The organism is Mesorhizobium erdmanii USDA 3471, from assembly GCF_000472705.1.
Classification (GTDB): Bacteria; Pseudomonadota; Alphaproteobacteria; order Rhizobiales; family Rhizobiaceae; genus Mesorhizobium; species Mesorhizobium erdmanii.
Genome location: NZ_AXAE01000022.1, coordinates 127,556 through 153,181, shown reverse-complemented (window position 1 = coordinate 153,181; position 25,626 = coordinate 127,556). Strand labels below are relative to the sequence as shown.

23 protein-coding genes are annotated in these 25,626 nt (G+C 62.9%); 8 read left to right on the top strand and 15 right to left on the bottom strand.

Annotated elements, in window-relative coordinates; genetic code table 11:
• Together A3AU_RS0119100 and A3AU_RS0119095 are read right to left on the bottom strand one after the other, a co-directional pair.
• A partial coding sequence (locus A3AU_RS0119100; protein WP_027054291.1) for a transposase family protein occupies nucleotides 1-218 on the bottom strand: 218 nt, incomplete at its 3' end.
• 115 nt (nucleotides 219-333) lie between these two features.
• Nucleotides 334-1,536 (bottom strand): aromatic ring-hydroxylating oxygenase subunit alpha, encoded by a 1,203-nt coding sequence (locus A3AU_RS0119095; RefSeq protein WP_027054290.1) that lies wholly within the window; start codon nucleotides 1,534-1,536, stop codon nucleotides 334-336.
• 494 nt (nucleotides 1,537-2,030) lie between these two features.
• Between A3AU_RS0119095 and A3AU_RS0119090 the strand changes: the two genes are divergently transcribed.
• Nucleotides 2,031-2,441 carry a hypothetical protein gene (locus A3AU_RS0119090; RefSeq protein WP_027054289.1) on the top strand — a complete coding sequence of 137 codons (411 nt, stop codon included), beginning with the start codon at nucleotides 2,031-2,033 and terminating at the stop codon, nucleotides 2,439-2,441.
• A gap of 122 nt (nucleotides 2,442-2,563) precedes the next feature.
• Here the strand turns inward: A3AU_RS0119090 and A3AU_RS0119085 are convergent, their stop codons facing one another.
• Both A3AU_RS0119085 and A3AU_RS0119080 read right to left on the bottom strand, forming a co-directional pair.
• A complete protein-coding gene (locus A3AU_RS0119085) occupies nucleotides 2,564-4,651 on the bottom strand; it encodes an ATP-binding protein (protein WP_027054288.1) in 2,088 nt (695 codons plus the stop codon).
• Between the two features lie 104 nt (nucleotides 4,652-4,755).
• Complete coding sequence (locus tag A3AU_RS0119080) at nucleotides 4,756-5,529, bottom strand: response regulator (RefSeq protein ID WP_209444659.1); 774 nt, start codon at nucleotides 5,527-5,529, stop codon at nucleotides 4,756-4,758.
• 45 nt (nucleotides 5,530-5,574) lie between these two features.
• Between A3AU_RS0119080 and A3AU_RS0119075 the strand changes: the two genes are divergently transcribed.
• Nucleotides 5,575-6,276, top strand: coding sequence for a response regulator transcription factor (locus tag A3AU_RS0119075; RefSeq protein ID WP_027054286.1), 702 nt, complete (start codon nucleotides 5,575-5,577; stop codon nucleotides 6,274-6,276).
• 68 nt (nucleotides 6,277-6,344) lie between these two features.
• Here A3AU_RS0119075 and A3AU_RS1000000139900 read toward each other — a convergent pair whose 3' ends face one another.
• Nucleotides 6,345-6,512 carry a hypothetical protein gene (locus A3AU_RS1000000139900; protein WP_081294202.1) on the bottom strand — a complete coding sequence of 56 codons (168 nt, stop codon included), beginning with the start codon at nucleotides 6,510-6,512 and terminating at the stop codon, nucleotides 6,345-6,347.
• Nucleotides 6,513-6,566: 54 nt separating this feature from the next.
• On the opposite strand from A3AU_RS1000000139900, the gene A3AU_RS1000000139525 reads away from it, so the two are divergent.
• Nucleotides 6,567-6,950: a hypothetical protein gene (locus tag A3AU_RS1000000139525; RefSeq protein WP_161633517.1), complete on the top strand. Its 384-nt coding sequence runs from the start codon at nucleotides 6,567-6,569 to the stop codon at nucleotides 6,948-6,950.
• A gap of 265 nt (nucleotides 6,951-7,215) precedes the next feature.
• On the top strand, nucleotides 7,216-7,671 hold the full coding sequence (locus A3AU_RS0119060; protein ID WP_027054284.1) for a L,D-transpeptidase: 456 nt from the start codon (nucleotides 7,216-7,218) through the stop codon (nucleotides 7,669-7,671).
• Nucleotides 7,672-7,802: 131 nt separating this feature from the next.
• On the opposite strand, the gene A3AU_RS0119055 is transcribed toward A3AU_RS0119060, so the two are convergent.
• Together A3AU_RS0119055 and A3AU_RS0119050 are read right to left on the bottom strand one after the other, a co-directional pair.
• Nucleotides 7,803-10,937: an efflux RND transporter permease subunit gene (locus A3AU_RS0119055; protein WP_027054283.1), complete on the bottom strand. Its 3,135-nt coding sequence runs from the start codon at nucleotides 10,935-10,937 to the stop codon at nucleotides 7,803-7,805.
• Nucleotides 10,934-12,229 carry an efflux RND transporter periplasmic adaptor subunit gene (locus A3AU_RS0119050; RefSeq protein WP_027054282.1) on the bottom strand — a complete coding sequence of 432 codons (1,296 nt, stop codon included), beginning with the start codon at nucleotides 12,227-12,229 and terminating at the stop codon, nucleotides 10,934-10,936. The genes A3AU_RS0119055 and A3AU_RS0119050 overlap by 4 nt, the downstream gene beginning before the upstream one ends.
• A 146-nt stretch (nucleotides 12,230-12,375) precedes the next feature.
• Between A3AU_RS0119050 and A3AU_RS0119045 the strand changes: the two genes are divergently transcribed.
• A complete protein-coding gene (locus A3AU_RS0119045; protein ID WP_027054281.1) occupies nucleotides 12,376-12,945 on the top strand; it encodes a TetR/AcrR family transcriptional regulator in 570 nt (189 codons plus the stop codon).
• Between the two features lie 32 nt (nucleotides 12,946-12,977).
• On the opposite strand, the gene A3AU_RS0119040 is transcribed toward A3AU_RS0119045, so the two are convergent.
• From A3AU_RS0119040 to A3AU_RS0119015, 6 genes are all read right to left on the bottom strand, one after another.
• A complete protein-coding gene (locus A3AU_RS0119040) occupies nucleotides 12,978-14,051 on the bottom strand; it encodes an ABC transporter ATP-binding protein (RefSeq protein ID WP_027054280.1) in 1,074 nt (357 codons plus the stop codon).
• Nucleotides 14,038-14,976 carry a PfkB family carbohydrate kinase gene (locus A3AU_RS0119035; protein WP_027054279.1) on the bottom strand — a complete coding sequence of 313 codons (939 nt, stop codon included), beginning with the start codon at nucleotides 14,974-14,976 and terminating at the stop codon, nucleotides 14,038-14,040. The genes A3AU_RS0119040 and A3AU_RS0119035 overlap by 14 nt, the downstream gene beginning before the upstream one ends.
• On the bottom strand, nucleotides 14,976-15,998 hold the full coding sequence (locus A3AU_RS0119030; protein ID WP_027054293.1) for an SIS domain-containing protein: 1,023 nt from the start codon (nucleotides 15,996-15,998) through the stop codon (nucleotides 14,976-14,978). Before A3AU_RS0119030 ends, A3AU_RS0119035 begins: the two co-directional genes overlap by 1 nt.
• Nucleotides 15,995-16,840 (bottom strand): carbohydrate ABC transporter permease, encoded by an 846-nt coding sequence (locus A3AU_RS0119025; RefSeq protein ID WP_027054278.1) that lies wholly within the window; start codon nucleotides 16,838-16,840, stop codon nucleotides 15,995-15,997. Before A3AU_RS0119025 ends, A3AU_RS0119030 begins: the two co-directional genes overlap by 4 nt.
• The gene (locus tag A3AU_RS0119020) at nucleotides 16,840-17,724 is read right to left on the bottom strand and encodes a carbohydrate ABC transporter permease (protein WP_027054277.1); all 885 of its coding nucleotides are present in this window, start codon (nucleotides 17,722-17,724) and stop codon (nucleotides 16,840-16,842) included. Before A3AU_RS0119020 ends, A3AU_RS0119025 begins: the two co-directional genes overlap by 1 nt.
• A gap of 78 nt (nucleotides 17,725-17,802) precedes the next feature.
• Nucleotides 17,803-19,041 (bottom strand): extracellular solute-binding protein, encoded by a 1,239-nt coding sequence (locus tag A3AU_RS0119015; protein WP_027054276.1) that lies wholly within the window; start codon nucleotides 19,039-19,041, stop codon nucleotides 17,803-17,805.
• Nucleotides 19,042-19,263: 222 nt separating this feature from the next.
• Between A3AU_RS0119015 and A3AU_RS0119010 the strand changes: the two genes are divergently transcribed.
• Both A3AU_RS0119010 and A3AU_RS0119005 read left to right on the top strand, forming a co-directional pair.
• Entirely contained in the window at nucleotides 19,264-20,478 is a 1,215-nt protein-coding gene (locus A3AU_RS0119010; RefSeq protein WP_027054275.1) for an ROK family transcriptional regulator, read from the top strand.
• A gap of 104 nt (nucleotides 20,479-20,582) precedes the next feature.
• Complete coding sequence (locus tag A3AU_RS0119005) at nucleotides 20,583-22,193, top strand: inorganic phosphate transporter (RefSeq protein WP_027054274.1); 1,611 nt, start codon at nucleotides 20,583-20,585, stop codon at nucleotides 22,191-22,193.
• A 424-nt stretch (nucleotides 22,194-22,617) separates the two neighbouring features.
• Here A3AU_RS0119005 and A3AU_RS0119000 read toward each other — a convergent pair whose 3' ends face one another.
• Nucleotides 22,618-23,778, bottom strand: coding sequence for a patatin-like phospholipase family protein (locus tag A3AU_RS0119000; protein ID WP_027054273.1), 1,161 nt, complete (start codon nucleotides 23,776-23,778; stop codon nucleotides 22,618-22,620).
• On the bottom strand, nucleotides 23,771-24,559 hold the full coding sequence (locus A3AU_RS0118995) for an acetoacetate decarboxylase (RefSeq protein WP_032917678.1): 789 nt from the start codon (nucleotides 24,557-24,559) through the stop codon (nucleotides 23,771-23,773). Before A3AU_RS0118995 ends, A3AU_RS0119000 begins: the two co-directional genes overlap by 8 nt.
• A gap of 276 nt (nucleotides 24,560-24,835) precedes the next feature.
• On the opposite strand from A3AU_RS0118995, the gene A3AU_RS0118990 reads away from it, so the two are divergent.
• Nucleotides 24,836-25,624: a 3-hydroxybutyrate dehydrogenase gene (locus A3AU_RS0118990; protein WP_027054271.1), complete on the top strand. Its 789-nt coding sequence runs from the start codon at nucleotides 24,836-24,838 to the stop codon at nucleotides 25,622-25,624.
• The last annotated feature ends 2 nt before the right edge of the window (nucleotides 25,625-25,626 follow it).

The window sequence follows — 25,626 nt, the reverse complement described above, 5'->3', positions numbered from 1 at the left end:
AAGGTGTCGTGGCTGGGTGCCTCCTCATATTTGATCAACCGCGACAGCGCTTGCTTGCGCTCTTGCGCGAACAGCGAGAACTCCGTCGCATTGGTCGCGCCGCACAGGCTCGCCGCGATCATCATCACGATCAGATCACCGAGCCGGTGCGTGGCGTTGGCAGCACGCGGATCAGGAACCGAGCCGAAATAGCTCTCAAGGCTGGAAATGGCAGTCACTCCTCAGTGGACTGCCTTCCCAAAGAATCCCTTCTCACACCAACTTCAAGCGCAAAATCGCCATATGCGATTCCCCTGCCCTCGAGGGGGAGATTGGCAGCTTCGGCGGCCTCGCCTACCCCCTCGACCGCAACGCGTCGTTCAGGTTCCACATGTCCTTTTCCTCGGGTGCCGTCTCCAGGCCGAGGACCGGGATCTGTTGGCGCAGATGATCGTGATGGGTGCGCACGCCGTATTCGAGGTCGGAGAGATAGAAGCCCTCGAAAGCTTCGGACAGCATCGATTCGTTCGACCACACCGACAACTGCACGTCTTCGTTCATGGTGTCGCGGTCGATGCGGTAGGCGAGATAGCGTGCCGCGGCCTGTTCCCTGGTTTCGTCGGGGTAGCGGTAGACGGCGCCGCGCAACAGGGTCTCGCCCGTCGACAGCGGGAACTCCTGATAGAATTGCACCGATTCCGGCATGATCGACAGGGCGTTGTTGGGGAAAATCCCGTAGTAGATCCAGGCCTTGCGCAGATGCTCCGGCAGGTGCGATGCATCGGGTGCGAGCTTGATGTACTCGCGCACGCTCCAGCGCCGCCCGGCATGCGGATTGTAGGTGGCAAAGGAGCGCGACACGCCGTTGATGAAGGGCTCGTCGAAATAGGTTGCGCCATACAGATCCTGTAGCGCCGGATGCGCCATGGCGACGTGATAGCCCTCATTGTCGACGTCGCGCACCGACTTCCAGTTGACCGGCGATTTCTGGGTCCAGATGCCCCAGGACGGCACCATGTCGGCGACATTGTAATGGGCCATCTCGGCCTCGATGGGCTTCAGCAGTTCGGCGACGGAAGGTTGCGGGCCGCCCTTGCGGAAGCGGATGAAGATGAAGCCCATCCAGATTTCGAGGTCGAGCGGCATCAGGCCGAATTCGGTCTTGTCGAGGTCGGGGAAGGAACGCGGGCGCGCGGCGCCGCGCAGCGTGCCGTCGAGATTGTAGACCCAGCCATGGAACGGGCACACCAGCGCATTCTTGCAATTGCCCTGGCTGTCGGCGACGACACGGCTGCCGCGGTGGCGGCACATGTTGTTGAAGCCCCGCACGACACCATCCTTGCCACGCACGATCAGGGCGCGCTCGCCGATCACGTCCATGGTCAGATAGTCGCCCGCGTTCGGCACATCGCTGACGTGGCCGGCGATCTGCCAGTGGTTGCGGAAGACGTACTCCTTCTCGAGCTCGAGAAGGGCGTTGGAGTGATAACTCCAGCCCGGTAGTCCCCGCCGGTCCCAATCGTTGGGGATCGCCGCGTCACGGAGGTGCGGGTTCATAAAACGTCTCTTCTTTTTGTTGAATAATCATTCAATAAAATCATATTTTACATTGAAATGCAATGGCTTGTGAAAGATTGGATAATTCCCGTGCCGAGTCTTTGCGTCTTCTCTGGCCGAGTTCGATGCCCCTGCTGCCCGAGAAAATCGCGGAGAATCCGGGTGTTAGGTCGGGTTCTCAAACGCCATTTCAGCGCGATTTCGCCAAGCGCGGAGTTGGAGAACAAGACCCATCCCCGGAGGCAAAAAGCGTCGCCGCACTTTGCCCGATCTGCCGTTTGGCATGCGCCTGGACCGGATCGCTAACGGGATTCTGTCCGAGATTCGCTTTTCTCGGTAACATTGCGAGCGGGTATGTCCGGTTTTGCCCGATTTTGCCCGATAGTCCCGTTTCAAATTGGTTACATTGTCAGAGCTACGCCACGTTTGTGCTGTTACAAAGTGCGATTAACTTCGTTTAATCATCAAAAAGAAACTCAACGAAGGGGAAGGCAATGTATGCGAAAGTCGAGACCATCAGCAGCGAGCACCGCCTTCAGGCTCCGGAGCGCGCTGACCGTCGCCCGAAGCTGGCCCTGCGCCAGCGCGCCAGCGACCACCCCATGGCAATGTTCATGGCGCTGGCTGCTTGCGCCGTCGGCTGCATGGCGTTCACGCCGACGGTTGGCCCGGCCTTCGCTTCGCTAAATCCGCCGGCCAATGTGGTCGATGGCGCGCCGACGACAATCAAGACCGCTCGCCTGCCGATGTCGGCACTCGATTTCGCCTGCAAGGGGCAGGCCTGGGGTGCCGAGAGCGTCGATTGCCTGCGCGCTATCGCCCAGCAGTCCGGTACCCACAAGGCCCGCGCGATTCGCATGATCGCCAATGCCGCGCCGCTGACCAACACGCCGAACATTTTTTAGATTTCCGTCGAAGCATCATCCCGAAACCGGTTCCCTCTTCGCAATGATGCTCTGACCTCCCCGAGCGCTCCCTCCAGCGCTCCATTCAGCTCCCGCCGCGCAGTCGGTCGGGAGCTTCTTTTTTATGCTTTCAACGCGGCCTGTTCGGCAATGGTTGAAAGCACGCTGCGCACATCCAGGGTGCTGAACGGCTTCTCCAGGATCTGCGGCCGTTGCGGCGCCGGCAAGGCTTCGATTTCCGCTTTCGCGCCGATCAGGTCGCCGGTGACCAGCACGAAACGCCGCGCCAGGTCGGGCCTTTCGACGAGCAGTTCGCGATAGATGGCAATGCCGCTGATGCCGGGCATGCGCAGGTCCGAAAAAACGATGTCAGGCGGAATGTAGCCGCTCAAGGTGGCGGCGTTCGATTCCCAGACGGGCGCGATCCGCGACTTGATGCCCATCAATTCGAGAATATCGGACAGGGAGCCGGCGACGTCGGGCTCGTCGTCGATGATCAGGGCATGACGCAGACCGCTTGATCGTGGCTGCGCTTCGCCGGCAGCGGCGATGCCGGCCGAAATGGCGGGCAACTCGACGACGAAACGCGCGCCTCTGGGCTGCACCTCCTCGAACCAGACATTGCCATTGTGCCGTTCGATGATCGATTTCGAGATCGACAGGCCGATGCCGGTGCCCACACCAACCGGTTTGGTGGTGAAATAGGATTCGAAGATACGGTTGCGGATCGCTTCGGGAATGCCAGGCCCGTTGTCCTCGACCGAGAAGCCTGGATTGTCGCGATCGCCGCGGAAGGTCCGCACCTTGATCAGCCGGTCGCCGGCAATGCCGGCCAGTGCATGCTGGCTGTTGATGAGGAAATTGGCCGCCACCTGGGTCACATGATCGGCGTCGGCCATGGCCAGCAGCGGACCCGGCGCGAAATCGGTGTCGATGATAATGCCGCTCGAGCGCGCGCCATAGGCGGTCACCTCGAGCGCGGCGCGGATCACCTGGTTGAGATCGGTCTCGGCCTGTGCCGCGGGATGGAGGCGGACCATGGACAGGAAGCTCTTGACGATGCGGCCGCAACGCTCGGCGGCGGCGCGGACCTTCTCAGCGCGGACCTTGGTCTGCGGGTCGGTGGCGAATTCGTGCAACAAGGTCGATTGCGCGACCACAACAGCCAGCGGGTTGTTCAGCTCATGCGAGACGCCGGCAAGCAACGAGCCCATCGCCGCCATCTTCTCGTTCTGGTGCAGCTTCTCACGCTGCCGGTTGATCTCTTCCTCGGCGCGCAGCCGGTCGCGCAGGTCACGGATTGAGCCGAAGATCAGGCGACGGTCGGCGACCCGCATCTCGGTCGCCGTCAGCTCGATCGGAAACACCTCGCCGGCGGCATTCTGCGTCACGGTCTCGAGCCGCTGGCCGACCATCGGCGCGCCACGGCCCGACATGTAGTCGGCGCCCGAGGAATAACCCTTGCGGTAGTATTCCGGCACGACGGTGTCGAGCAGGTCCTTGCCGAGAATGTCGCCACGCTGGAAGCCGAACATCTTTTCGGCGGCAGGATTGAATTCGATGATCGATCCGGCCTCGTCGATAACGATGATGGCGTCGAGCGAGGCCTGCAACATGGTGCGGCGGATCACTTCGCTGGCATGGGCGTCGGAGGGCGAGTGTTCGATGGCGTCGCCGATGGCGAGCGCGATGATGTGCAGCGTCGCCTCTTCCTCGTCGGTCCATTCGCGTTCGTCGACGCAATCGTTGACGGCGAGCGTGCCCCACAGATGGCCATGCGCGAAGACCGACACCGACAGGAACGACTTGATGTTCTGCTTTTCGAAATCGGTTCTCAGGAACCCTTCGAGATTGCGCGTATGTCCGGCAAAGATCTTGCCTTGCCGCTCGTCCTCGGCCACGCGCTCCAGCAGGGGATCCGAATTGACGATCGACTGCATGATGACGGTCGGCGAGGCCAGTTCGCCGCCGAAGTCAGGATCAATCCAGTAGGCCGCGACCGACTGGGCAAAACCCTGGCCGGGCAGTTCGCGCAAACGAAACAGGATACCGCGCTGGCATTCGATGGCGCGGCATAGCGTTTCCAGTATGCCCTCCATCTCGCGCTGCCAGTCGCCGGCCTCGCGTAGCCGGCGAACGACGCGCACGGCCGCCATCGCCGCGCCTTGCCTGAGCCCCTGCATATCCTTGCTTGCCGTTTCGCCCGTCATTGTCAGCCGTCATTCCAAAGTCATGCCAATTCGGTCGGGCCACCGACCGGCCCAATTCGATCGGCGAGCAACGGCTGCGAACCTGAACCCCGTGGGCCTGGTGCTCAGTTGCTGTCGCCGGTCGGCAGAGAAAAGATATAGCCTTCGCCGCGCACCGTGCGCAGGAATTTCGGGTTCGCCGGGTCGGTCTCGATCTTCTTTCTCAGCCGCATGATGCGGATGTCGACGGCACGTGACGATTCCGGATCCTCGGTAAAGCCGATCGCTTCCGAGATCGCGGCCCGCGTCAAAAGCCGGTTGGCGCGGGTCAGGAAAACCTCCAGCACGTCGAATTCGCTCTTGGCCATGTCGATCACCGCGCCGTTGACACCAGTGACCAGCCTGCCGTCCAGATCGGCCTGGAAGGGGCCGAAGGCGACGGAACGGCGATCCGTCCTGGCTTTACGGTCGGCTGGCTCAGTCGGCTGCGGAACGCGGCGCAGCACGCTGCGGACCCTCGCCAGTACTTCGCGCAGTTCGTATGGCTTGACGATGTAGTCGTCGGCGCCGAGTTCCAGCCCGACAATGCGGTCGAGCGCGGTTCCGGCGGCGGTCGCATAGATGATACCGATCGGCATTTTCGAGCGCAGCCAGCGGCCGAGCGACAGCCCGTCCTCGCCCGGCATGGCTATGTCGAGAATGGCCAGATGGAAAGCCTGGGTCTCGACCAGGCCGCGCGCGGCGGCCGCGCTTTCGGCGGTTGCAACATCAAAGCCGGCGGCGCCGAGATATTCGGCTACCGCGTCCCTCAGGTCGGGCTCGTCCTCGACGATGACAATTCTTGCCCGCACGATGCTTTCGCTCCCACTTTCAGTGGAAAGTAGATTGGGTATAAACATGATGTCCAGCACTCATATCCGGTTGCCAGGGAACGGTTGGGAAATATGGCCACACGAGCCGTCATCGCGCTTGTCTCCGTCGCCGACGTGGTCGCGACCGAACTTGCCGACCATCTCGAGCGGCGTGGCCATGATGTGCGCCAGGCACGGCAGCCCTGGGAGGCGGAATCGCTGCTGGCGGGCGGAGGCATCGATGTCGTCGTCGTCGGCGACAGTCTCAGCCAGGTGGAGGGGCGGGATCTGCTCAGGCGCTTTGGCGGCCAAGGCGAAGGCGGCGGGGATGGACCCGATTTCATCCTGATCTGCCGGCCGGCTGATCTGGTCGACAAGGTGCTGGCGCTCGAACTGGGTGCGGCCGACGTCGTCGAAAGTCCGCTCAATGTCCGGGAACTCGCCGCCCGTGTCGGCGGCCTGCTTTCGCGGCGCGGCAGAGGCACCCAGGAACTGATCGTGCTGGAGAACGCGACCGTCGATCTGAGATCGGCCATCGTCATGCACCGCTCCGGTGCGGAGGAACAGCTTTCGCCCGGTCAGGTGGCACTGCTCAGGCTGTTCCTGGCCAGCCCGCGCAAGGTGCTGACGCGCGACGACATCATCGCCGCCGCGCCGGCCGAGAATGCCGACGCCTTCGATCGCTCGATCGATTCGCGGATCGTGCGGCTGCGCCGCAAGCTCGACACCGAAACCATTACAACCATACGCGGCGCCGGCTACCGGTTCGATCCGCCACGGCAATTTGCTGACTGACGGCAGCGCGCTTGGGTAATCGGTCCGGTTGAGCATCGGGGTTTCCTGCTCGCCGATGCCTCCAGAATTCAGCGTACCACCAGCAGCGACGGACCCGATGGCGTATCGCTGCCCATGACGAGTTCGTTTGCCTGGGCACGCTCCTTGAGGAGCACGGTGGCAAGAGCGGCAAAGCCGAGCAGGCCCTGCGCATAAAGCAGCGCGGAAAGCACCGAGGCCGCGAATTTCGTTTTCATCGTTCCAACTCCCAAAATCAATTTCTAAGCGGGTCGCTTCAGGAAACTCCCGAAGTGCCCGCGCCGCCCACGGAGCCCCCCGCAGCGGCGCGGGCCTTCGGTCCTCTCGGCAGCAAGTTGCCGGAGGGGCCGCGCAATGCCTGCAACCGAAGGCCAACCCGCCAGAGGGCCTTCAACCGGGCGATGCGCAGGCTGGAACCAATCCAGACCGAGGTGGAAAACAGCGCGGCGTGCAGGGTAGAGATTTCGCTCGAACTCATCGCCGCCAGCCGCGTCGCAGGACCGCCGGCAACCGTGCCGACACCGCCGATGACCGCTGCCGCGATACTGATCCTGAAGAGCCAGGACCGCGTGTTCGATTTCGTTCCCTTGGTCGTTGCCGTCTGCTCTCGTTACGTCAACTTTGCTTCCGGCCCGTATCTGGATCATGCCGCCTGAAGCCGCGCTTTGTTGCCGACTGGTTTCGAGATTGATCATCGATGTTTCATATGAGGGCAATTCGAACTTTCGTTTCACGAGAAATACCTATGTGCTGTATCTCGTGCCGGTTTTGAGGGGTGCGACCGCCACTCGGCTTGTTAGCCATAGGAAACAGATTCGAAACACAAACGAGCATTTCGCGAAATCTGTCCGAAACATGCCGCAGCGATAAGCCGCTCATCAGATGAAGCCGGCCTGACCGGCACAAAGAGGGGACATCGTCATGCACACCACCATTTCCGCCACGCTCATCAACATCACCGCCGCTGCCCTCACGGGTGCGGCACTTCTGTTCGGCGCCAATGCCGCGCACGCCGCCAACAAGATCGTGGCGCGGGTCTCGCTTTCACAGCAGGTCATGGAAGTCTCGGTCGATGGGCGGCCGACCTTCGCCTGGAAGGTTTCGACCGGCGACCGGGCGCATGTCACGCCGACCGGCTCGTTCAAGCCGACGCGCATGCATGAGATGTGGTATTCAAAGAAGTACGACAATGCGCCGATGCCGCATTCGGTATTCTTCAGCGGCGGCTACGCGGTGCACGCCACCTATGCCATCAAGCGCCTCGGTCAACCGGCTTCGCATGGCTGCGTGCGGCTGCATCCCGACAATGCCGCCGATTTCTACCAACTGGTCGAGACCTTCGGGCCGGCCAACACCAGCATCGTCATCGTAAAGTAGCAGGCTGTGGGCGGGCCGGCTGACTGCCGCGCCTGTTCAGGACTCCCGCCGGAACAAACCGGCGGTATAGAGCGCAGCCAAAAAAAGAGGCCGGGATTTTTCCGGCCTCTTTTTTCGTCTTTCAGTCTGTGTCAGTTCTGCAGTGCCGGCATCAATTTCGGATCCGGCTTTTCCGCATGATGCGGCAGGTCCTTGCTGGCGATGAAGGTATAGAACATGGGCACGACAAAGAGCGTGAACATTGTGCCGATCAGGATACCGGCAAAAATCACCAGACCCATCGAATATCGGGCCGCGGCACCCGCACCACTGGACACGATCAGTGGCACCACGCCGAGCGCCATCGCTGCCGTGGTCATCAGGATCGGCCGCAGGCGCACCTTGGCGGAAGCGATTATGGCATCACGCCGGCGCATGCCATGCGCCTCGCGCTGCTGGTTGGCGAACTCGACCAGCAGGATGCCGTGCTTGGTGATCAGGCCGATCAGCGTGATCAGGCCGACCTGCGTGTATATGTTGAGCGTTGCGGGTGGAATGCTGAAATGCGATCCCATGATCATGAAAATCATATTGATGTTCGGGATCATGTTGAGCGGCAACATCGCGCCGAAGATCGACAGCGGCACCGCCATCATGATGATCAGCGGGTCGCGGAAGCTTTCGAACTGCGCGGCAAGCACCAGATAGATGACGATGACGGCCGCTCCGAAAGCGATCAGGATCGTGTTGCCCTGTTCCTTCTCCTGCCGGGACTGACCGGAATAGTCGATGAAGAAAGTGTCGGGCAGACTTTCCCTGGCGATGTCCTCGAGCGCCTTCAGTCCATCACCGGTGGTGACCCCGGGCAACGGCAGCGCCGATATCGTCGACGAATTGAGCTGGTTGAACTGCTCGATCGCGGCCGGCGCTGCATTCGTGGAAATCTTCACCACGGCCGACAAAGGCACCATCTCGCCAGTCACGCTGCGAACGAAGTACTCGCCGAGCCTTTCGGGATTGTCGCGGAATTCCTGCGGCACCTGTGGAATGATGTCGTAACTGTTGGAGTCGCGGTCGAACTGCGCCACTTCGGCGCCGCCCACGAGCAGCGTCAACGTGCGGCCGATGTCGGCGATCGGCAGGTTGAGCGCGGCGGCGCGATCGCGGTCTATGGTGACCGTCACCTGCGGTGCATCATAGGCCATCGAATTCTGCACGACAATGAATCGGCCCGATGCCTGCGCCTTGTTCTTGATCTTCTCGGCCTCCTCGAAGACTTCGGCAGGGTTGCCGGTGGACCGCACCACCATCGCGATAGGCAGGCCGCCGCCGGAACCCGGCAGTGTTGGCGGCGCAAAGACGAAGGCCTGCACACCCGCCACCTTGGCGATACGAGCCGAAATGTCGGCCTGCAGTTCCTTGGAGTTACGCTTTCGCTCCGCCCAATCCTTGAAGGCAAAGCCGACGAAAGCGCTGTTTGTGGTGCCACCGAAGGCGACGGCCGAGAATTGTGCCCGTGTTTCCGGAATATCCTTCACCAGACCGAGAATCTGGTTGACGTATGTCTCGGTGTAATCGGATGTCGCATAACGCGGCGCGGTCACCAGGGAGAGCAGGAAGCCCTGATCCTCTTCCGGCGCCAGTTCGCTCGAGGTCTTGGTGAACATGAAGCCAGTCACGCCGACAAGTGCCAGCACGATGATCAGCGTCAGCGGACGGTAGTTCAGCGAACCGGTGACGGCCCGTTCGTAGACATGCTCGACCCGCGAGAAGGTACCGTCGACGATGCGCTGGAAACGGCCCGCATTGCCGGGTTTCAACAGGCGCGCCGACATCATTGGGGTGATGGTGATGGCGATGACGCCCGACAGCACCACCGAGCCGGCGAGCGTCACCGCGAATTCGCGGAACAGCGCACCGGTCAGGCCGCCGGTGAAGGCCAGCGGCGCAAACACGGCAGCCAGTGTCATGGTCATGGCAATGATGGCGGTCGAAATCTCGCGCATGCCGCTGAACGCTGCCTGCATTGGCGTCATGTGGTCTTCTTCCATGTGACGATGGATGTTCTCCACCACCACGATGGCGTCATCGACGACAAGGCCGATCGCCAGCACCATGGCCAGCAGCGACAGAAGGTTGATCGAGTAGCCCACCGCAAACAAAAGGAAGCAGACGCCGATCAGCGACAGCGGAATGGTGATGATCGGCATCATCACCGAGCGGAAAGAGCCAAGGAAAAGGAGGATGACCACCACGACGATGGCAACCGCTTCGGCGATGGTCTTGAAGACCTCGTCGATCGAGGCGCTGATCTGTCCGGTGGCATCATAGACGACCTCGATCGTCATGCCCTTCGGCAGCGTTTCCTGGATCTGCGGCACGAGCTTGGTCAGCGCCGCCGCAGTGGTCAGCGGATTGGCGGCCGGGGTCGGGAAGATGGCGAGGAAGGTACCTGGCTTGCCGTTGAAGGAGACCCTGGTGTCGGTATTTTCCGCGCCGAGTTCGACACGGGCCACGTCGCGCAGCCGCACGACATTGCCGTCGGTCGAGCGCAGGGGGAGTTCGGCGAAGGCTTCCGGCGTCTGCAGCGTCGAGCGCACGGTGATCGACGAGACGACATATTCGTTCTGGGTGTTGCCGGGCGCCGACAGGAAGTTGGAATTGTTGATTGCCGTCAGCACTTCCGCTGCCGTCACGCCGCGCGCGGCGAGCCGGACCGGATCGATCCAGACGCGCATCGAGTATTGCTGGGCGCCGAAAATCTGCACGTCGGCGACGCCTTCGACCGTCGACATGCGGGGCCTGATGACGCGTTGGATATACTCGGTCAACTGCTCCTTCGTCATGTTCGGATTCTGCATCGAGATGTACATCATCGCGAACTGCTGGCCGGTGCCCTTGACGATGACCGGGTCCTTGGCAGCATCCGGCAAGGTACCGCGCACGCCCTGGACCTTGGACAGCACTTCGGTCAGCGCCACATCGGGGTTGGAGCCGAGCTTCATCTGCACCGTCACGGTGCTGGAGGACGGACGGCTGGACGAGGTCACGTAGTCGATGTTCTCGGTCGAGGCGACGGCGCGCGCGATCGGGGCGGAAATGAAGCCCTGGATCAGGTCGGCGCTGGCACCGGGATAGGCCGTGGTGATGGTGATCGCGGTTTCGTCGACTTTCGGATACTGCCGGATCGACAGGTTGAAGATGCCCTGGAAACCGAGCAGCAGGATCATGCAGGCAAGGACGGTCGAAAGGACAGGCCGGCGAATGAAGAGATCGGAAATGCTCATTGCTGATCGGCCTGCTTGTTTGCCGATTTGGTCGGATCGATCGTGTTGTCGACGTTGACGGACATGCCGTTGAAAAGGCGATTCTGCCCGGCGGTGACGACCTCGTCGCCAGCCTTCAGCCCATCGACGATCTCGACCATGCCCTGATTGCGGCGGCCGGGCTTGACGAAGACCTGCGACAGCACCAGCGCGGGCTTGTCGCCTTCAGCCGCCGACTTGGCCGGATCGGTTGCCGCCGGCTTCATGGCATCGGCTGCTGGTTTCATCGCGTCAGCCGGCTTGGCGTCGGCCGGCTTGTCGGTGGCCGCGGCGGCGGGCTTTTCTTCCGCCTTGGCCGGCTGGGCAGGTGCCGCTTCGGCTGATTTGGCTGGCTGCACGACGAAGATGTAGTCGCCATAGAGGCTGGTGGTCAGCGCTGTTTGCGGCAGCGACAGGACGTTCTGCTCCTCGGGCAGTTCGACACGCACCTGCACGAACTGGCCCGGGGTCAGTTTGCCGTCGGGATTGGCGACTTCCGCCCGGATGTTCACCAGTCGGCTGGACGGGTCGATCTTGGGGTCGATGCCGCGAATGGCGCCGGCGAACGGTTTGTCGTCGCCACCGAGGCCGATCCGAACCGTCTGGCCGATCTTGAGAAGCGGGAGCTGCTGTTCGGGAACCGTGAAGTCCACCCGCATCGTGTCGAGATCCTGCAGCGTCACCACAGAGGTGCCGGGTGCGATATACTGGCCCAGGTCAATCTTCGGAATGCCGACCGTGCCGGCGAAGGGCGCGGTCAACTGTTTCTGGTCGAGCACGGCCTGCAGCCTGGTGACCTGGGATGCCGAAGCGGAAGCCGCCGCACGCGCGCTGTCCAGCGTCGAGTCGGAGCCGACACCACGTTTGGTCAGTTCGATGGCGCGGGTCAGCGACACCTGATCGAGCGCGGCCTGCGCCTTCTGCGCGTCGAGATCGGCGCGTTCGACGGCGTCGTCGAGCTGCAGCAGCACCGCATTGGCCGCCACTTTGTCGTTGGCATGGAAGGTGACTTCCTTGACGATTCCGGCGGTCTCGACCGTCAGGTCGACACCGCGCACGGCTCGCACCGTACCGATCGCCTCGACGCCGGGCGTCCAGTTCGACGGGTTGGCGACTGTCGTAGAAACGGTCGCTGCCGGCGGCTTCATCGTGGCGAAGAACTGCTTGGTTCCGAAGTCGCGCATGATGTTAAGGCCAACGATGCTACTGACCACGAGGACGAGCACGACCAAGACCAAAATGATGAGAAAGATACGAAGTATGCGCTTGAACAAGGAAGGTCCCCTAAGTCGAAATCCGGCGCTAAGCTCGGACATCGGGACACCTATCGACCGCAGGTCCCGATTTCAAATAGTGGCGGCTTTACTGTACCGTCTGGACGGTCTTGTCAATTGGGCCTAAGCTTGCGAAGGGAGGCGCCATGAGAGCCCAACGACCGAACTCGCGCGAGAAAATTCTCGCCGCTGCGGCTGATGTCGCCCGGGAATCCGGGCCTGGCAGCCTGTCGCTGGAAGCGGTGGCCAGCCGCGCCGGCGTGTCGAAGGGCGGGCTGCTCTACAATTTCCCGACCAAGGCCAAATTGATGCAGGGGCTGGTGGAGGGCTATCTGCGCGATTTCGAGCAGGCGCTGGAAACCGCCAACGGCAATGACGGTGGCGCAAACCCGCTCGCCGTCTATATCAAACTGTCGGCCAACGATTGCGAGGAAAAGCAGCCCTCGGCCTCCTGGATATTTTCGGCGATCGCCGAGGATCCCGATTTCATGACGCCGATAAAGACATTCAAGCAGCAGCTTTTCGAACGGCTGAAGGGCGAAACCAACGACCTCAAATCGCTGCTGGTCTGTTATGTCGCCATAGAGGGATTGCGCAGCATGAATCTGTTCGATTCCGGCGTGCTGTCGAAGGACGAACGGGAACTGCTGGTGGCGTCCTTGCTGGAGATCGCCGGATCACCCGATGCGGAGCAAGCCTCCGGGATGCAATCCTGAAGGCTTTCAGCCGATAGAAATCGGCTTCAGGCTCAAAAAGCCTTACCCGTGTCAGGGTCAAAGAGCCGCATCGCGTCCTCGCCAAAGGCAAAGATGCTTGCCTGGCCTTTCGAGACACGGGCAGCCGGAGGCAAGCAGGCAGTCAGTCGCTGCGTGCCGACCCGCGCGGTTGCGACCAGTTCGGGACCGGTCAGTTCGACTACCTCTATTTCCACCGGCAGTGACGGTTCGGCAGCGCCCGCCGCGACGCGCAACGCCTCGGGTCTTATGCCGACCACGACACGTGCGCCGTTCCCAATCGCTTTGCTGAAACGGGCAGGCAAGGGCAGCCGCGCGGGAGAACCATCGATTGCCAGCGTGCCGCCCTCGACGGTGGATTGCAGCATGTTCATCGATGGCGCGCCGACGAAGCCGGCGACGTAGAGCGTCGCCGGTTCGTTGTAGATCTCTTCCGGCGTGCCGAGTTGCTCGATAATGCCGTCGCGCATGACCGCGATGCGTGTCGCCAGCGTCATCGCCTCGATCTGGTCGTGGGTGACATAGACGACGGTGGTCTGCAGCATCTGGTGCAGGCGCTTCAATTCGGTGCGCATTTCCAGGCGCAGCTTGGCGTCGAGGTTGGACAGCGGCTCGTCGAAGAGGAAGACCTGCGGCTTGCGCACCAGCGCCCTGCCTATGGCGACGCGCTGGCGCTGGCCGCCGGAAAGCTGGCTCGGCTTGCGGTCGAGCAGGGCTTCGATCTGCAGCAGTCTTGCCGCCTCGTTCACCGCCTTTTCGCGGTCGTCGGCGGCGACGCCGCGCATCTCCAGGCCGAAGCCGATGTTGCGGCGGACCGTCAGGTTCGGATAGAGCGCGTAGGACTGGAAGACCATGGCGATGTCGCGGTTCTTGGGGTGGACGCCAAGGATCGAGCGACCGCCGATCAGCACGTCGCCGCTCGTCGCTTCGGCGAGACCCGCGATGATGTTGAGAAGTGTCGACTTTCCGCAGCCTGACGAGCCGAGCAGCACCAGGAACTCGCCACTCTGCAGCGCGATGTCGATACCTTTCAGCGTTTCGACGCTGCCGTAGTTCTTGCGGACGTTACGGATTTCAAGCGCGCTCATGCGTGGATCCCTCGAACTGCATCGGCCCGCCATAGTTGCGAGGCAGAGTGGAAATGGCGCGCGAGGCGACATGCGTCGCGGCGGACAGGCAGGCGAACAGTGGTTGTTCGTGGGCGAAGGCGGCGAGGAAGGCGGCGTTGAAGACGTCGCCGGCGCCGATCGTGTCGACGACGCGGACATCCGGCGCTACGGCTTCGACGAGCGCTCCATCCGGACCGATGGCGATGGCCCCTCGCGGTCCACGCTTGACGACGAAGGCGGCGCCCTGCCGCATGCTGGACCGGATATCGCGCGCGGCCTGCTGCGGGCTTGGCGTTCCCGCCAGGGTTACGGTCTCAACTTCGTTGAACAGCGCCAGCGCGCAGCGCGAGAGCCACGTGCGGGTCGCGGCGCAGTTGGCTTCGGTCCAGCCATCGATAGGCCAGCCGGTATCAAGCGCCACGGCGATGCCGTGGCGGTCAGCCCAGTTGAAAAAACCGTCGTAATCGCGGGTGAGATCGTCGGTCAGGAAGGAGCCGCACAACAGCGCGTAGCCCCCAGAGAGCGCATTGCCATCGAGGACAGCCAAGACATCGGCAAGGCTGAAGCGCGGCAGGTGGCCACGCGTGGTGAAGAAGGTCCGCTCGCCATCAGGGTGGGTCATGCCGACGGACAGTGTCGTGCCTTCGGGCCGGACCGGCCATGTCGCGGCGCGGCTGCCGAACGCCTCGCGCAGCCAGTGGCCGAACTGGTCGTCGCCGACATTGGCGGCGATCTTGAAATCAACGCCCAGCGCCTGCCAGGCAAGTCCAGTATTTCCGGCCTGTCCACCAACGCGCAGTTCGTCATGGTCGACGACGGTTTCCGTGCCCGCCTTCGGCCATGGCTCGACCGGGCCGACGATCAGGTCGACATTGACGTTGCCGATCACCGCAAGCGGACGCATCACTCGCTCCTGGTGATCTTGGTGGAGCGCACCGGCGTGCCGGCATTGTCGACGCGGCTGTCAGCGAAGGCGATCATCAGGCGCTGTGCTACTGGCAGCATGGCGAAGACGGCGGCGAGGCCCGTGGCCAATTTGAACGAGAGCGTGACGGCGCCCGCGACCGGCGATTGCCCCGAGGCGTCGAAGACGATGAGCGGCGCGCCGGCCTCGACCACCGAGGTGGCCATCGCGGTCACCAGCTCCGCGGTCGGGTCGTTGCCGCGAAACAGGATGACACCGATTTTCGGGCCGAGCATCTCCATCGGACCGTGCCGCAACTGGCCGCCTTCGAGCGAAAAGCAGGGCAGCCGCGACAGTTCGGTGAGGCCGAGCGCCAGCGCCTCGGCGATGCCCTGCAGCCGGCGGCCGGAGGTGACGATGGTCGTCACCTTTTCCAGCACTGCGAGCGCCTGTGTAATGTCGCTATCTGGCGGCTGGTTCAATGCACCGAGCGCGGCGGTCGGTTCTTCACCCAACGCTGCCAGGATGGCCAGGTGCAAGGCGAAGGTCACGGTCAGGCTGCGGGTGGCGGCGAAGGCCAGTTCGGTGCCGCCAGTGCCGACCAGGCAAGGCGCGGTGCGGGCGAGGAACGAGCCGCCTTCGAGCGTCAGGCCGAAAACATCGGCGGCGCTGCCGGCTTCAGAAAACCATCTGACAACCTCGGCGCTCTCGCCGGATTGCGAGGTGACCAGCACCGTCTTGCCGTTGAGCGGCAGCGGCTGGCCGAGCTGTTCGGACAGCGGCATGGCCAGCGCATCGATGGCAAGCGCGCGATAGAGCGGCTCGACAGCCCGGCCGACCGCATGCGAGCCGCCCATGCCGAGCAGCAGCAGGCGGCCGGTCTTCCTGATCGAAGAGGCGACTTCTTGCGCCTTGGCAGCGTTGTTCTCGAACGAGGCACGCGCGTCCGCTCGCTGGCGTGCCATTTCGCGATCGATGGCGACCAGTCCGGCCGGTCGAATTTTTGTGGCAGTCATCATTATCCTTTCACACCGCCGCTGGTCAGGCCCGAAATCAGCGCGCGCTGCATGACCAGGCCGATCAGCACCGGCGGCAAGGCGGCCAGTACGCCGGCGGTGGCTATCAGCCCATAGTCGGAAACACGGCCGCCGGCCAGATCGGCGATGGCGACGGTCAAGGTCTTGGCGCGCTGGTCGGAGGTAAACAGCAGCGCATAGAAGAATTCGTCCCAGGCGAGCAACACGGCAAACAGCGCCGACGTCGCCATGACCGGTGCCGCCAGCGGCAACGTGATGATGCGCAAGGTCTGGAACAGGCCGGCGCCATCGATCATCGCCGCCGCTTCGATCTCGCGTGGAATGGAATCGAAGCCCGACTTCATCAGCCAGGTGGTGAAGGGCGCCAAGATGGTCAAATAGACCAACGCCAGGCCGAAGACATTGTTGAGCAGGCCGACATGCGACAAGCCCATATAGAGCGGCACGGCGAGCGCCACCGGCGGCAGCATGTAGGTGGCGATGACCATGGACAGAGACCAGCCGATCGCCGGCGTACGCGACACCGCCCAGCCGGCGGGGATGGCCAGAGCGAGTGCCGCCAACGTCGCCATGCCTGCTATCTCCAGGCTGTTGCGCAGCGACGAGGTGAAGGCGGCGCCGGCGCTGTTTTCGGCGGTCGACAGCAATGTCTGGTAGCGGGAAAAATCGGCGGTTTGCGGCCACCAGCGCAGCGGCTTGGCGGCGAGGTCGGCGGCCGGCGAAATGCTCATGATGAACAGCCAGGCGATGGGCGCCAGGATGATGGCGGCCAGCAGCAGCGCGCTGGCGTAGATGAAGACCGTAAAGGTGGTACTCCTGCGTTCCATCAGGCAGCGCTCCCGGCGGTCTTCCTGACCAATGCCGCGTAGGCAACGGCGAGCACGGTGACCAGCAGGGTAACGATCAGCGCCAGCGATGCGCCGGAGCCGGCGCGCTGGAAGGAGAAGGCCTCCTGGTAGACGAGGATCGACAGCGTGCGCGTGCTGTTGGCGGGGCCGCCGCGGGTCATCACCCAGATGATGTCGAAGACCTTGAAGGCCTCGATGGTGCGCAACACCAGCGCCACCATCAGCGGGCCGGCAAGATAGGGCAAGATGACGAAGCGGAAGCGGTTGAAGGCTCCCGCACCATCGACCAGCGAGGCAGCGGTGATGTCGCGCGGGACCGCCTGCAGGGCCGCCAGCGCAATCAGCGCCACCAGCGGAAAATTCTTCCAGCAGTCGGCGACGATCAGGGCCGCCAGCGCCGTGCCGGGCTCGCCCAGCCATGAGCGGTAGGCATCGATTAGATGCAGTTGCGTCAAGGCAGCGTTCAGCGCGCCATATTCGGGATTGTAGATCAGCCGCCACAGGGTGGCGTTGACCACCGTCGGCAAGGCCCAGGGCAGGATCATCAAAGCGCGCAGGACGGCGCGGCCGTGGAATTGCTGATTGAGAAGCAAAGCGGCGAGTACGCCAATCACCATTTCGGCGGCAACCGAAATCACCGCGAACAGCGTCGTGGTGATCAGCGTGCGCGAAAAGTTCGAGCTCGACAGCATGTTGGTGTAATTGTCGAAGCCGACGTAATTGCCGCCGGTGCCGACCAGCTTGGCGTCGGTGAAAGAAAGGTTGACCGTATCGACCAGCGGCCAGCCGATCACAGCGACCATGACCACGAGCAAAGGCAGCATCAGCAACCAGGCGCGAGTCGTCATCCAGGTGCCCGACATCAGAGCAGCCTCTCTTCTATGATGGTTCAGACATAGCACGGGCGGCAAAAAGCCGCCCGTACAGAGGATCAGACTTGCTTAGAGGCCGCTGTTTTTGGCAGCCGTGTTCAAGGCATCCTCGGGCGACGACTGGCCGAGCAGCGATTCCTGGATCGCCTGCTGCAGTGCGGTCGAGAGTTCCTGATATTTCGGCGTGGTCGGACGCGGATACATGGCGGCCAGGCCGAGCTTGGCGGCGGCGATCAGCTCTTCCTGGCCCTTGGTGACGGCCGGGTCGTCGTAGGACGAGGCCCAGATCGGCAGCGAGAGCTTGGCATACTGGTTCTGCGTCGCCTGCGAGGTCATGTATTCAATGTATTTCCAGGCTTCGTCCGGATGCTTCGAGACCGCGGTAACGCCGAGGCCCATCGAACCGTTGACGGCCGACACCTCGCTTATGCCGGTGACGCCCGGCGCCGGCACGACGCCGACCTTGCCCGACACTTTCGAGTCTTTCGGGTCGTTGGCCATGTTGTACATGTAGGTCCAGTTGAGCGCGAAGGCGGCGTCACCGTTTTCGAAGACCTTGCGCACGTCCTCTTCCAGGAATTCCTTGGAATTCGGGTTGGTGAGGCCAGACTTGTAGCTGTCGACCATGTACTTCAACGCCGAGAGGCCGCCGCCGTTCTGGAAGTCCGGCTTGCCGTCCTTGAGGAAGTCGCCGCCATAGGCGCTGACCAGCGTGGTGTAGTCGCAGATCGCCGCTTCGGCCTGCGACCAGCTCCAGGCGATCGGCGTCTTCAGCAGGCCCTTGTCCTGGATCATCTTGGCCTGTGCGCCGAGTTCTTCCCAGGTCTTCGGTGGCGTCTTGATGCCGGCCTTTTCCAGGATCTCCTTGTTGTAGAAGAGATATTTTGTGTCGAGGATCCACGGCATGCCATAGTACTTGCCGTCATACTGGACCGTGGTCCAGGCGCCGGGCAGCACGCCCTTCTTCATGTCGTCGGTGATCTTCGACGACACGTCGACGAGCACCTTGTTGGTGGCGTATTCGGCCGGCCAGATGACGTCGAACAACACCACGTCGTAGCCGCCGCCCGACCCTTGCGCGAGCACCGTCTTGTCGTGCAGGCCTTCATAAGGGACGAATTCGAGATTTACCTTGACGTCCGGATTGGCCTTGGTGAAGGCGTCCGTCATGGCGCGCACGTCGGCTTCGCTGTAGGCAGCCTGCGCCATGAACAGAGCGTTGAGCGTCGTTTCGGCGAAAGCGTGAGGGACGAGCAGTCCTCCGGCGAAGACCGCGCCGACCAGTGTCTTGGTGATTGTCTTAAGCATCTTCATCTCCCATTTCTGGCGTTGACGGGCTGGCGATGCTGATATCTCGCATCGTCTTCCCGGATCCATGTCGCGTGACCTGATGGTTTCCCGGCCGACCGGTGGCGACAGGCGGAGGGGCCTTTGCCATCTTGTTTTTGAGGTGGTCGGTTCGCATTAAGTCAACTCGCTTGACTTAATTAGTCGATCAATATTCTAATGGAGTCAAGAGGGGAAACGCCGGTGGACGACATCAGCCCGATCCGCGCCAAAAGTGGCACCAATCAGGAAGGCACCAGCGCGCACAACCGCCGGGTCATGATCGAGGCGCTGCGCCTAAACGGCGCCCTGTCGCGGGCCGATCTGGCGCGGGCGACGCAGCTCACCAAGCAGGCGGTCTCCAACATCATCGAGGACCTGGAAAGCGACGGCCTGGTCGTCGCGCTCGATGCGGTGCGCAAGGGCCGGGGGCAACCCTCGACGCCGTACCGGCTAGTGCCCGAAGGCGCCTTCGCCATCGGCCTGCATATCGACCGCCATCTGACGCGCGCCGTCGCCGTCGACCTGATGGGCAGCGTGCTGGCGCGGGCCGAAGCGAACCTGCCTTTCGACGAGCCGTCGAAAGGCGTCGAGATCATCCTCGAGCTGATCGCGGGTGTCCGCCGTGACCTGGCCGGCATTTCGGCCCAGTCGGAAAAACGGTTGGTCGGTCTCGGCGTTGCCATGCCCGGCCCTTTCGGCCTGAAGGATTCCGACGACAAGTGGATGATGCCGGCCTGGCAGAAATTCCCTCTGCTGGAGACACTGGCCAAAGGCACGGGACTGAATGTGGGGCTGCAGAACGATGCCGCCGCCTGCGCCACGGCGGAGCGCATCGTCGGCGCCGCACACGGCGTCGACCACGCGGTCTGCCTCTATGTCGGCTACGGCATCGGCGCCGGACTGATCCTGAATGGCGAGCTCTACAGCGGCAGCAACGGCAACGCCGGTGAAATCGGCATGGCGCTGCTGGCGCCGGCCGGCCCCGGCTCGACGCCGCTCGAGCACCGCGCCTCGCTAGCCTCGCTCTACCAGCATCTCGGCCTCAACCCGGCGGACAGCGATATATATAAACAGATGAACGCCCTGGCACTTGCCGAGGACGCGAAGATGATGGCCTGGATTGAAGGGGCAGCTCACGATCTGCGCTGGAGTGTGCATCTCATCGAGTCGATCTTCGACCCGCAGACCGTGATCCTGACCAGCGGCGCGCCGGCAGCGCTGGCGCGCCGGCTCGTCGAGGCGATGCAACCGCTGCTGCCGTCGATCGCCGACAGGCCAGGGAGGATGCTGCCGCGCCTGCAACTCGGCACCACGGATCCCTGGTCGATCGCGCTGGGCGCAGCGGCGGCGCCGATCAGCCGCGCCTTCGATCCTTTGTTCTCGGCAATCCTGAAGACAAGCTCCGCTCCGGTCTAGGAGCGTCGAAGGACCGGAGTCCCGCCCCTCGGCGTCACACAGGGTTCATCGTCCAGACATAGCGTTCCTCCCGGTTCTTTGCTGCAATGCAATAGGAGTGGGACATGGTGGACATAGTTTCTAGTGAGGCGGGTATCCAGAGACCGGATCATCCGCTGGATAGTTCGGGCAGCGCCAAATGGTTCCTGCCGGCCTTCGGCGTGCTGGTGCTGGTCGGCGTGGTCTATGTCGGCTACGCGCTGAGCCAGGATCTGGCAGTGGCCAAGACCGTGCCGTGGATCCTGCTCGGCATCGCCCTGCTGATCGCGCTCGGCTTCGAATTCGTCAACGGATTCCACGACACCGCCAATGCGGTGGCGACGGTCATCTACACGCGCTCGCTGCCGGCGGAATTCGCCGTCATGTGGTCCGGCGCCTTCAATTTCCTCGGCGTCCTCACCTCCAGCGGCGCGGTCGCCTTCGGCATCCTGTCGCTGCTGCCGGTGGAGCTGATCCTGCAGGTCGGCTCCTCCTCCGGCTTTGCCATGGTGTTCGCGCTGCTCGTTGCCGCCATCCTGTGGAACCTCGGTACCTGGTTCCTCGGCCTGCCGGCGTCGAGTTCGCACACGATGGTCGGCTCGATCATCGGTGTCGGCCTCGCCAACCAGTTCATGGCTCCGGCCGGCAGCGCCACCAGCGGTGTGGACTGGTCGCAGGCGACCAATGTCGGCGTGACCTTGCTGGTGTCGCCGATCATCGGCTTCTTCGCCGCCGCGATCCTGCTCTATGCGATGAAGCTTCTGGTGCGCAATCCGGCGCTTTACGAAGCGCCGAAAGGCAACGCCCCGCCGCCCTGGTGGATCCGCGCGCTGCTGATCTTCACCTGCACCGGCGTCAGCTTCGCGCATGGCTCCAATGACGGGCAGAAGGGCATGGGCCTGATCATGCTGATCCTGATCGGCGTCGTGCCGACGGCCTATGCGCTGAACCGTACGCCCGACATCAACTATCTCGATGCTTATAAGGCGGCCTCGGTCAGCGTCGAGACCGCGCTGGGCAAATATGCGAAGCCCGGTGTCACCTTCGCCGATGCCAAGGCCGCCAAGGCAGCCGTTCAGGATGCCGTTCGCACCCGGACCTGGAGCGACCAGACGACCGTCGCGCTGCAGACCTACATCCACAATACAACCGCTTCGCTGCAGCCTTACGCTTCGGTCGACAATGTGCCGACCGACCTGGTCAGCAACGCCCGCAACGACATCTACCTGATCGGCGAGGCGCTCAAGCTGATCGACAAGAAGCAGCTGCTGCCGATGCAGGCCGCCGACCTCAAGGCGGTCACCGACTATCACAAGGCCGTCGACAACGCGACGAAGTTCATCCCGATCTGGGTGAAGGTCGCGGTGGCGCTGGCGCTTGGCCTCGGCACCATGGTCGGCTGGAAACGCATCGTCGTCACCGTCGGCGAGAAGATCGGCAAGAGCCATCTGACCTATGGCCAGGGTGCGGCGGCCGAACTCGTGGCGATGGTGACCATCGGCATGGCCGACCGGCTCGGCCTTCCGGTGTCGACGACCCATGTGCTCTCGTCGGGCGTTGCCGGAACGATGGCCGCCAACGGCTCCGGCCTGCAATGGTCGACGGTCCGCAACCTGCTGCTGGCCTGGGTGTTGACCCTGCCATGCTCGATCGCGCTGGCCTTCGTGCTGTTCATCGTCTTCCGTCAGGTGTTCTGAGCGAAGCGCAAGAGACTTCAAAAAAAGGCAGCGCCGGCGATCGGCGCTGCCTTTTTCTTTGAGCGGATTTCGAAGAGGCACCCGCGTTTGTATTGACGTTGAATATGCCTACGAGACTGGCGCGAAACGCCCAACGCTTCGTCATCCACGGGCGGAGCAAGGAGCGCAGCGACGCGGCGCAGACCCGAGGATACATGCCGGGACTCTGGAGCGCCGCCACGGTCCAGAATTCTGCTCCGCTGCACCCCCCAGCAAGGTCACGGGATCCCAGGGTCTCCGCGACGGCGCTGCGCGCCTGCTTCGCCCAGGGATGACGAAGTTTGGAGGCTTCAGCCAATCTCGAACTTTGGCGACGGCCGCTCGACACGAGCAGCGCAATCCCGGTCAGGAAGGAAACCTTCGAGAGCCTTCGGCCTGCGCAGTCTCAGGTCGGATCCTCGCGGTGCAGGTCGTGGATGGCAACGCCATCGACATTGGTCGGCATCGTCAGCCATTTGCGGTGACGCAAGGTGCGCTGGGTGTCTTCCAGGCCTGTCTCCCAATGCTCGCGCATCGAGGTGCCGGAGAACTCATAGTCCTTGGCGTGACCTTCATAACCCTTGTGCTGGTAGATGAGGTGCACGATGTTGACGATGCCGGCGTCCGAATAGTCCGCGATCAGCGCTTCTTCCGCCGGCGTCAGCTGCTCCTTGGGAACGCGCTTGAGCGCATCGAGCAGGCGCATCTTCAGGCCGTGGATGCGCTTGAAATTGTCGGTGTTCTGGCGCGTGCGGCTGGAATACATGATGTCCTTGTGGCGCGACAGCACGTCCGGCATGCTGCGCGGCAGCACACCGCGGGCGCTGAACAGGTCGACCTGGAACACCAGGGACGAGCGGTCCTCTTCCTGGTCGAGCAGATATTGCAACGGCGTGTTGGAGACGATGCCGCCGTCCCAGTAATATTCGCCCTCGATGCGGATCGACGGGAAGGCTGGCGGCAGCGCGCCGCTGGCCATGATGTGCTCCGGTCCGATGCGCACCTTGTCGGTATCGAAATAGACGAAGTTGCCGGTGCGGACATTGACCGCGCCGACGCTCAGCCGCTTCTTGCCGTCGTTCAGCACATCGAAGTCGATGAGGCTCTCCAGCGTGTCCTTCAATTCGGCGGTATCGTAGAAGCTGGTCGCACCCTCGGCGCCCTGCGGCTCGAACCAGGGGTTGGGGTTTCGCGGCTTGAAGAAGCCGGGCTGGCCCATGGTCATCGCCATCCAGGACGAGGTGCGGTTGCGGATGTCGCGGTAGATGTCGCCTTCCGGCGTGTAGGACCAGATCTTGCGGCCCGAAATGGTCTGCCAGAACTGTTCGAGCCGCTGCAGGCGGCGGCTGGGCTCATTGCCGGCGATGATCGAGGCATTGATGGCGCCGATCGAGACGCCGGACAGCCAGCTCGGCTCGCAGCCGGCATCGGCCAGCGCCTGGTAGACGCCGGCCTGATAGGCGCCGAGCGCGCCGCCACCCTGGAACACCAGAGCGATGCGGTCGTATTGCGCCGAGATTTCCGCGATGGTGGCGGCGGCTTCCTTGTTTCGGCTACGTTCAAGCACGAATTTTCTCCGGCTGGGTTGTGCTGGTTGCGAGCCGGCTGTGATCACCGAGGTAGTCGTGGACGACCTCGCCCAACCCAAGCGTCAGGTCGGCCTTGAAGTGGACGGCGGAGACGATGTCGAGCACCGGCAGCTTGGCCACGTCGGCCATGACGTGAGGCCGCAGATCAAGCGCGGCCGGCGCCGTCCAGGCTTCCTTCAGGGTGATGTCGGTGAGGTAGTAGCGCACCAACTCGCAGATACGAGGCGTGCCGTCGACATGCGGGATGACCTTGATCAGGAAGTTGGGAGCGGCGAGCGCGGCGAGCACGGAATCGTGATCGGCTTCCCGGTGCTTGTAGCCCATCGTCCCGGTGGCGCACAGAACGCTGCCATAATGCAGCGTGCCGACAATCACCTCGCCTTCATGGACGATCTTGGGGCTGGCCAGCTTCTTGGGAAACCCCCACAGTTCGCGGCCGCCGGCTATCGGCGCGTCATCATCGAGATACATCGAATGGACGTAGCCGCCATGCTGGCCCTTGTATCTCACCGGGATGACCTGGCCGGTCTCGGTGTAATCGCCGAAGCCTGTGGAGTCCGGCATGCGGATGAATTCGTACTTGACCAGCGGCTCGTCGATTTCCAGCGGCGCCGGCACCACGGCCTCGAGCGCCTCGCGCGTCGTGCGATAGGTGATGATGATGTATTCGCGATCGAAGAAGCGATAGGGACCGGGTGGGAAGGACGGATTGGTCAGCGGCATCGCATAGGCGCGCTTCACGACATCGGCGATTTCCAAGCTGCACCCCCAAGGTTCTGTCAGGCGGAGTTTTGTCATGCCAAGTCTTGCCTGGCGAATTTCGTTCAGGAATGACCGCGCGAATGCGCAGCCGATTATGTTGCACGGCACCATGACAGTGCCGTGTCAGACCGAAGACCATGGGTTCGCAGCGGCGCGAGCCATGCCGACCTTGTCGCCTGGCTGTAATCGCATCGACATATGGCTCTGTCATTGTCATGTTGCGACGCACAATTATATCCTCCTGTTCCCTTCCCACCTCTCGCGAGATCACCCATGGGTTCCCTGTCTTCGAAGAATGCCCTCGTCACCGGCTCGACCAGCGGTATCGGCCTGGCCATCGCCCGCGCCTTCGCCGCCGAAGGCGCCAATGTCACCATCAACGGCCTTGGCGATGCCGCTGCCATCGAGCAGGAGCGCTCGGGCATCGAGAAGGATTTCGGCGTCAAGTGCCGCTACTCCGACGCCAACATGATGGATGGTGCGGCTGTCAGCGCCATGGTGCATGACGCGGAGGCGGCGTTCGGCAGCCTCGATATCCTGGTCAACAATGCCGGCATCCAGCATGTCGCGCCGATCGAGGAGTTTCCCGACGACAAGTGGGAAGCCATCATCCGCATCAACCTTCTGGCGGCCTTCTATGCCATCAAGGCGGCGGTTCCGGGCATGAAGGCGCGCAAATGGGGCCGCATCATCAACACGGCGTCGGCGCACGCGCTGGTCGCCTCGCCGTTCAAGTCTGCCTATGTCTCGGCCAAACACGGCATTGCCGGCCTGACCAAGACGGTGGCGCTGGAAGTCGCGCAGGACGGCATCACCGTCAACGCCATCGCGCCGGGCTATGTCTGGACGCCGCTTGTCGAGAAGCAGATCCCCGACACGATGAAGGCGCGCGGCATGACCGAGGAACAGGTCAAGCACGACGTGCTGCTCGCCGCACAGCCGACGAAGGAATTCGTCACTGTCGAGGAGCTTGCAGCGCTGACGCTGTTCCTGTGCTCGGACGCGGCCAGGCAGATTACCGGCACGACATTGCCGATGGATGGCGGCTGGACGGCGCAGTAGAG